At 62.5% G+C, this 7,523-nt stretch carries 7 protein-coding genes and 1 riboswitch; of the genes, 1 reads left to right on the top strand and 6 read right to left on the bottom strand.

The features are described 5' to 3' along the window. Window positions 1-47: 47 nt before the first annotated feature. A riboswitch (FMN riboswitch) is annotated at window positions 48-215 on the top strand. A 98-nt stretch (window positions 216-313) separates the two neighbouring features. Next, window positions 314-823, top strand: a complete 510-nt coding sequence (locus OC610_RS17090) for a 6,7-dimethyl-8-ribityllumazine synthase (protein WP_030142450.1) — start codon at window positions 314-316, stop codon at window positions 821-823. 135 nt (window positions 824-958) lie between these two features. Here OC610_RS17090 and astE read toward each other — a convergent pair whose 3' ends face one another. The 6 genes from astE to aruF form a co-directional block, all read right to left on the bottom strand. Beyond that, complete coding sequence (gene astE / locus OC610_RS17085) at window positions 959-1,966, bottom strand: succinylglutamate desuccinylase (RefSeq protein WP_264429262.1); 1,008 nt, start codon at window positions 1,964-1,966, stop codon at window positions 959-961. Between the two features lie 12 nt (window positions 1,967-1,978). Continuing rightward, window positions 1,979-2,266, bottom strand: a complete 288-nt coding sequence (locus OC610_RS17080; RefSeq protein WP_030142452.1) for a hypothetical protein — start codon at window positions 2,264-2,266, stop codon at window positions 1,979-1,981. 69 nt (window positions 2,267-2,335) lie between these two features. Then, window positions 2,336-3,682: an N-succinylarginine dihydrolase gene (astB, locus tag OC610_RS17075; RefSeq protein ID WP_264429261.1), complete on the bottom strand. Its 1,347-nt coding sequence runs from the start codon at window positions 3,680-3,682 to the stop codon at window positions 2,336-2,338. Window positions 3,683-3,813: 131 nt separating this feature from the next. Further along, on the bottom strand, window positions 3,814-5,283 hold the full coding sequence (astD, locus tag OC610_RS17070; RefSeq protein ID WP_264429263.1) for a succinylglutamate-semialdehyde dehydrogenase: 1,470 nt from the start codon (window positions 5,281-5,283) through the stop codon (window positions 3,814-3,816). After that, on the bottom strand, window positions 5,280-6,305 hold the full coding sequence (gene astA, locus OC610_RS17065; protein ID WP_264429260.1) for an arginine N-succinyltransferase: 1,026 nt from the start codon (window positions 6,303-6,305) through the stop codon (window positions 5,280-5,282). The genes astD and astA overlap by 4 nt, the downstream gene beginning before the upstream one ends. A gap of 47 nt (window positions 6,306-6,352) precedes the next feature. After that, window positions 6,353-7,372 carry an arginine/ornithine succinyltransferase subunit alpha gene (aruF, locus tag OC610_RS17060; protein ID WP_030142456.1) on the bottom strand — a complete coding sequence of 340 codons (1,020 nt, stop codon included), beginning with the start codon at window positions 7,370-7,372 and terminating at the stop codon, window positions 6,353-6,355. Window positions 7,373-7,523 lie beyond the last annotated feature (151 nt).

Here is a 7,523-nt window from a genome sequence, read left to right as displayed (position 1 = left end):
AGGGGTTATGTGTTAAAAATCGTCCGCCGTCACAAAATGTGTCGGCAAAACGTTCTCAGGGCGGGGTGCAACTCCCCACCGGCGGTAATTGCGCGCAATGCGCATAGCCCGCGAGCGCTTGGCACTACACGGCTTTTGCGGTGCAGCGACAAGGTCAGCAGACCCGGTGTGATCCCGGGGCCGACGGTCATAGTCCGGATGAAGAGAGAACGGGATTGACACCCAAGGGCCGACTGCGACTCTGTGCGCGGCGTACCCTCGAATCCCCTTCGATTCATGACGCCCTGTTTTTCACACAAACAGGAACCAGAACATGCAACCCACCGCAATCGACAGCAAGACCAAAAACCATCCGGGCGAGCGCGTCGCGTTCATCCAGGCCTGCTGGCACAAGGAAATCGTCGACCAGAGCCGCAAAGGCTTCGTCGCCGAGATGATCAGCCAGGGCTATCAGGAAAGTGACATCGACTTCTTCGAAGTCGGCGGCGCCTTTGAGATTCCGCTGCACGCCAAGCTGCTGGCCAAATCCGGCCGCTACGCCGGCATCGTCGCGGCCGGGCTGGTAGTAGACGGCGGCATCTACCGCCACGAGTTCGTCGCCCAATCGGTGATCAGCGGCCTGATGCAGGTCCAGTTGGAAACCGAAGTGCCGGTGTTCTCGGTCGTGCTGACACCGCATCACTTCCATGCTGGGGAAGAACATCAGAAGTTCTTCTTCGAGCATTTCGTGCACAAGGGCCAGGAAGCGGCGAAGACCTGCGCCGATACGCTGCACAAGACCCGGGCACTGCGCCGCAGTGAGCAGCGGGCGGTAGCGGTCTAAAAGCTGCAAAAAAACCTGTGGGAGCGAGCTTGCTCGCGATAGCTGAGTGTCAGCCAACAAGGATGTCGGCTGGAGCACCGCTATCGCGAGCAAGCTCGCTCCCACAGGGGGTCAGCGGCGTGCGTGAGACTTGGGTCAGGCCAAACCTTCATCCGTCGCCGGCACGATCAGAATCCCCGCCCGCAAGCCATTCTTGACCTTGGGGTTCGGGAAGATGATCCGCGCGCCCTCTTCTTCGATCACCCAGCGCGTATGGGCGATGTCTTCGGCCAGCACGTAGCCTTTTTCAAGCACCGAGAAGTTCTCGATGTCCGCCGGCAGGTTCAGGCGGAAGCTGTCGCTGTGCTTGATGACTTCGCGCGCGACGCTGAATAGCTGCAGGCCGTCGAGGCTGTCTTCCATCTCCGGCTCGTTGCCTTCGATGATCTGTTGCAGGCGCGTTTCCAGCAGGCTGACATTGACGCCGTCGTTCTGGCCGAATGGCCGGGCCTTGCCCAACTCCAGGGTGAAGGCCTCGGCACCGAGCTGATCGTAGGTATAAGCGCTGAACACGATGGACGGCTTGTTCTGCAGCAGCACCGCCTCCATGCCCGCCGCACGCAGACGGGCCAGTTCACGACGTGAATGCTGGCGACCTTCTTTCCACGGATACAGGGCGAATTGCTCGATCTTCGAACCGCGAATGGCGGTGTGCAGGTCGTAATGCAAGCGGCTGCGGTCCGGCACGCTGAAGAAACTCGCGGCCAGCCGTTCCAGCTCACAGGCGCGCAACGCCTCGGGGCCGCCGCTCAGCTCATGGCGACCATTGAACAGGCGATTGACGTCCTGCTCGACAAAACGCTCGCCGCGACGGATCGCCTCGGGATTGCCGAACAGGAACAGAATGCGTGCCCGTGGCTTCAGGTCGCCACGGGCAATGTCATGCAGCAGGCGATCAAGCAATTCGATCGGCGCGGTTTCGTTACCGTGGATACCGGCCGACAGCAGCAGGTCCAGGCCGTTATCCCGTGCCTCGGGCGGCTTGACCTCCAGCGCGCCCTCGCTCAACCAGCGCATCCGTACGCCTTCGACAGTCAGTTGAGTCTTCTCCGCCGGTTCACGGCCGGCGAGGGTCAGTTCAAGCAGTTTGCCGAGGGCGAGCATAGTGCGATTTCCTTAATGGTCGTGGCCGCAATCCGGGCCATGGACATGGTCGTCATCGCTCATGTCAGCCGGCTCCATTTCCAGCTGCAGGCTGACCAGGTTGGTCGCCAATGGGCGCAACAGCAGGTTGGCGTATTCCTCGTCCCCTTCCTCGACATCGACGCCGATCAGCAGTTGGCCGCGGCCGTCCTGCTGGATCCACAGCTCCTTGCCCTGCCACATCACCGCGACGCGGGTGCAGGAGGTTTCCAGTTGCGTGCCGTCGGTGTCTTCAAGGATCAGCTGCAGGGTATCGCTCATGTTTTTACATTCTCGTCTGGGGATAAGGCAACGCGCCCTGCTTTGACTGTAGTCAGGTCGCGCGCGCTTTCAATTGATCTGGAAAGGATAGACCGAGCCAAGTTTAAGGATTTGTGTCAGCTCATCCAGGGCCGACCGGCATTCCAGCAACAATTGCGGGTCCGCCAGGTCATTTTCGGTCATGCGGTCGCGGTAGTGAGTCTCGACCCATCGGGTCAGCGAATCGTACAGCGGCGCGGTCATGATAACCCCTGGGTTGACGGCCGCCAGCTCGGTTTCGTTCAGCGCCACGCGCAACCGCAGGCAAGCCGGGCCGCCGCCGTTCTGCATGCTCTGCTTGAGGTCGAAGACCTTCACTTCGCGAATGACGCCGCCAGAGCCCGTCAGGCCTTGCAGATATTGCCAGACGCGTTCGTTGCCACGGCATTCTTCCGGGACGATCAACAGCATCGTGCCGTCGGGACGCGACAGCAATTGGCTGTTGAACAGGTAGGAACGTACCGCGTCATCGACGGTGACCGCGGAACGCGGTACGCACACCGATTGAAATTTCCCACCGACCTTGGCGAGTTTGTCGCTCAGCTCGGCCAGCATCTTCTCGGTCTCGAGGAACGCATCCTCGTGGTAGAACAGCACCTCGCCGTTGCCCACCGCGATCACGTCGTTGTGGAAAACGCCCTGGTCGATCACCGCCGGGTTCTGCTGGGCGTATACGACGCCCTCCTCACTCAAGCCATGCAGGCGCGCAACGGCGCGGGAGGCTTCGAGGGTCTGGCGCGCCGGGTACTTCTGTGGCGACGGGAAACGACTGTCGAACGCACTGCGGCCGAACACGAAGAACTCGACGCCAGCCTCGCCATACGCGCGGCAGAAACGCGTGTGGTTGGCTGCACCTTCGTCGCCGAACTGCGCCACGGCTGGCAGCGCGGCGTGGTGCGCGAAGTGTTGCTGGTTGGCGAACATCGCCCCCAACACGCGACTGGTGGTCGGGTGCTCGATGCTGCGGTGGTATTTGCAGTTGAGGTTGGCGGCGGTGAAATGCACGCGGCCGTCAGCCGTGTCGGCGCTCGGGCTGACGGTGGCGGCGTTGGCGACCCACATGCTCGAAGCCGAGCAACTGGCGACCAGCAGCGGCATCGCTTCTTTCGCGGCCTGCTGGATGACCTGCGCGTCACTGCCGGCAAAACCCAAGCGGCGCAAGGCCGCCACGTCCGGACGCTCCTGCGGCGCCAGCACACCTTGCTGGAAGCCCATCTCCATCAGCGCTTTCATTTTCGCCAGGCCCTGCAACGCGGCTTCCTTGGGGTTGGAGCATTGCTGGCTGTTGCTCTGGGAGGCGACGTTGCCGTACGAGAGCCCGCCGTAGTTATGGGTCGGCCCCACTAGACCGTCAAAGTTGACTTCATAGGATTTCATCAGCGAGGCTCCACGAGAATCTGTTTTTTATAGGCATCGAGTAACAGCCGCGTCGCGGCTATCGCGAGCAAGCTCGCTCCCACAAGGACAGTGCAAGACCCTGTGGGAGCGAGCTTGCTCGCGATTAGGGCTTAAACCATTTTTACGCCAGGCGTCAGGCTCGCCGGCATGACCAGGCTCGGCGTCTCCAACGAAGCCACCGGATACGCGCAATAATCCGCCGCGTAATAAGCGCTGGCGCGGTGGTTGCCCGAGGCGCCGACACCGCCGAACGGCGCGCTGCTGGCGGCGCCGGTCAGTTGTTTGTTCCAGTTGACGATACCGGCACGGCTTTGCAGCCAGAACTGCTCATAGCGTTCCTGGGAATCCGAGAGCAACCCGGCAGCCAGGCCGTATTGGGTGTTGTTGGCTTCGGCGATGGCGCCTGGGAAATCCTTGTAGCGGATGACCTGCAGCAACGGCCCGAACAATTCCTCGTCGGGGCGCTCGGCCACGGCGGTGACATCAAGGATCCCCGGCGTCAACAACGCCGCCTGGGGTTGTGGCTGGGTCATGGCCAGCAGCGGCACGGCGCCCTTGCCCAACAAATGATTCTGCGCATCCATCAAGGCCTTCGCAGCGGCCAGGGAAACCACCGAGCCCATGAACGGCGCCGGTTGCTGGTCAAACGGCCCAACCTCAATGGTCGAGCTGACCTGCACCAGGCGCGCCAGCAAGGCATCGCCCCACTGGCCTTCCGGCACCAGCAGGCGGCGTGCGCACGTGCAGCGCTGGCCGGCGGAGATGAACGCAGACTGGATGATGGTGTACACCGCCGCCTCGACGTCGGCCACCTCATCCACCACCAGCGGATTGTTGCCGCCCATCTCCAGCGCGAGGATCTTGTCCGGACGACCGGAGAATTGTTGGTGCAGCAGGTTGCCGGTACGGCTGGACCCGGTGAAGAACAGCCCGTCGATGCCTGGCTCCGCCGCCAGGGCGATACCGGTTTCCCGCGCGCCTTGCAGCAGGTTCAGCACGCCCGCCGGCAGGCCGGCTTCGGCCCAGCATTTGACCGTCAGCTCGGCGACTTTCGGCGTCAGCTCGCTGGGCTTGAACAACACGCAGTTACCCGCCAGCAGCGCCGGCACAATGTGGCCGTTGGGCAGATGACCTGGGAAGTTGTAAGGGCCGAACACCGCCACCACGCCGTGGGGCTTGTGGCGCAGCACGGCGGTGGCGTCGCCCAGGGGACCACTCTTTTCGCCGGTACGCTCGCGGTAGCTCTGCACCGAAATGGCGACCTTGTTGATCATGCTGGTGACTTCGGTGGCCGCTTCCCACAGGGGCTTGCCGGTTTCTTCACCGATGCAGCGGGCCAATTCGTCAGCGTGAGTCTTCAGGGTGCCGGCAAACGCTTCGAGCACCTGGATACGTTCGTCCAGCGGACGCCGCGCCCAGTCCGGGAACGCCTGGCGCGCCGCTTGCACGGCGGATTCTACCTGGGCCGCCGTGGCGCCTCTTCCAGACCACAGCACTTGCTGGGTCACCGGGTTCAACGACTCAAAGGCGTCGCCCTGGCCTTCCAGCCAACTTCCAGCGATGTACAACGATTTCATTATTTCGACTCCCGAGCAGCGGACAACGCCACGGCACGCACCTGGTCGCCAGCGTTGAGTTGAAGACGTTTGGCGGTCAGCGGATCGACCACCAGAGTGCCCGCGGCAAAGCGCGCCGGCGCCGCCGTGATGCGGCAGTCCTGGCATTTGCGGTTATGAATGAGGAACGGCGTGGCGTCATCGCCCGGCGTGCCGATGGCCAGCACCAGCGCCTGGCTTTCGCGGATCGCGCGGATCTTGCCGGTCTCGCATTCGACGGCCGGGCCGGCATCGAAGATGTCGACGTAGCCCTGGTAGCTGAAGCCTTCGCTCTTGAGCATCGACAGCGCCGGTTCGGTGTCGGGATGAACCTGGCCAATCACGGCCCGGGCGTCCTCCGACAGGAAGCAGGTGTACAGCGGAAACTTGGGCATCAGTTCGGCGATGAACGCCTTGTTGCCCACGCCGGTCAGGTAATCGGCCTGGCTGAATTCCATCTTGAAGAAATGCCGGCCCAGGCTTTCCCAGAACGGCGAGCGGCCATTTTCGTCGGACATGCCGCGCATTTCGGCGATGATCTTGTTGCCGAACAGCTGCGGGAACTCGGCGATGAACAGCATCCGCGCCTTGGCCAACATCCGGCCATTGAGGCCATTACGGTAGTCGGCATGGAGGAACAACGAGCACAGCTCGGAATTGCCCGTCAGGTCGTTGGCCAGGAACAACGTCGGGATTTCCCGATAGATGTTCAGTTCCTGGGAAGCACTGACCGTCAGGCCAACCCGGAAGTTGTACCAAGGCTCACGCAGGCCCACGGCGCCGGCGATGGCGGAAATGCCCACCACGCGACCGTCATCGTCCTCGAGCACGAACAGGTAGTCCGCGTCACCACGCCCGGCTTCGCCGCGAAACGTCTTCTCGGCCCAGCCAACCCGATGGGCCAGGCGCTCTTCGTTGGCCGGCAAGGTGGTCAGGCCGGTGCCGGTGCTGCGGGCCAGGGCGATCAGAGCGGGTAAATCGCTGCTGCGTACGGGACGAACGATCATGCTATCTCCTCAGACGGGCCGCTCACGCCACCCGCGAAACACTGCTGTTAAACCGCCACCAGGCGCACGCTGGCGCCTTCGCCAACACCCAGGGCTTCGGCTGCTTCCATGTCCAGCGTCACAGGCTTGCCTGGCGCGTAGTCGAGGTCGAGCAGCACGGCGCGGTAGTCCTGCAATTGGGCGTTGGCCACCAGGTATTGGCGACCGGCGCCCTTGACGGCTTCGCCGATCTTGACCGGCACCACGCGGCTCTGGGCGATCGAGCGGATCCCCGAGACGCGGGCATGCAAGGTCGGGCCGCCGTCAAAGATGTCGATGTAGTGATCGGTCTCGAAACCCTCGCGCATCAGGATGTCGAACGTGATCTGTGCACGTGGGTGGACCTGGCCCATGGCTTCCTGGGCGGCATCGGGCAACAGCGGCACGTAGATCGGGTAATGCGGCATCAGCTCGGCGAGGAAGGTCCGGCTTTTCAGCCCGCACAGACGCTCGGCGGCGGCGTAGTTGAGGTCGAAGAAGTTGCGACCGATGGCGTCCCAGAACGGCGAGTCACCATTTTCATCGCTGTAGCCAACGATCTCGGTCACCACCGAATCGGCGAAGCGCTCCGGATGGCTGGCGACGAACAGCAGGCGCCCACGGGAGTTGAGTTCGGCCCAGGGCGACCCGACCAGTTCCGGCACCACGTAGAAACTCGTCAACAGGCTGTTGCCGGTCAGGTCGTGGCATTGGGAAAGAACGTGGATCTTGTTATGGATCTTCAGTTCGCGGGACGCATGGACGAAGGTCTCGTTGCGAAAGCTGTAGAACGGCTCGGAATACCCCGCCGACGCAACGATGGCCGAACAGCCCACCAGCTTGCCGGTGGCGGTGTCTTCGAGGACGAAGAAATAGCTCTCTTCACCGTTGAAACTGACTTCGGCGGCGAACGAGGCTTCGCTTGCGGCGATCTTGTCGCTCAGGCGTTCCACGTCATCCGGCAAGGAAGTGACACCGATCGGGCTGTCCGCAGCCAGACGCTGTACCTCGCCCAGATCAGCCATTTGCGCGGGGCGCATCACCAGCATGGTGTCACTCCTTAACTTGAAATAAACGGTTCGACCAAAGGGTCGATACACAGAAAAAAACTAAACGAACACCCTGGCCCGCATTGCATCTGCGGCGGTCTTCGATTTTTCAGCCGCTGCAAGACTCCTGTGGGAGCGAGCTTGCTCGCGA

It is taken from the genome of Pseudomonas agronomica (genome assembly GCF_025917275.1).
Lineage (GTDB): Bacteria > Pseudomonadota > Gammaproteobacteria > Pseudomonadales > Pseudomonadaceae > Aquipseudomonas > Aquipseudomonas agronomica.
This window is presented reverse-complemented; position numbering and strand designations above follow the sequence as displayed.

Excerpts from the sequence above, each read along its gene's own strand:
- OC610_RS17090 (WP_030142450.1), top strand. The coding sequence starts at position 314 with ATGCAACCCACCGCAATCGACAGCAAGACCAAAAACCATCCGGGCGAG.
- astE (WP_264429262.1), bottom strand. The coding sequence starts at position 1,966 with ATGCTCGCCCTCGGCAAACTGCTTGAACTGACCCTCGCCGGCCGTGAA.
- astB (WP_264429261.1), bottom strand. The coding sequence starts at position 3,682 with ATGAAATCCTATGAAGTCAACTTTGACGGTCTAGTGGGGCCGACCCAT.
- OC610_RS17080 (WP_030142452.1), bottom strand. The coding sequence starts at position 2,266 with ATGAGCGATACCCTGCAGCTGATCCTTGAAGACACCGACGGCACGCAA.
- astA (WP_264429260.1), bottom strand. The coding sequence starts at position 6,305 with ATGATCGTTCGTCCCGTACGCAGCAGCGATTTACCCGCTCTGATCGCC.
- aruF (WP_030142456.1), bottom strand. The coding sequence starts at position 7,372 with ATGCTGGTGATGCGCCCCGCGCAAATGGCTGATCTGGGCGAGGTACAG.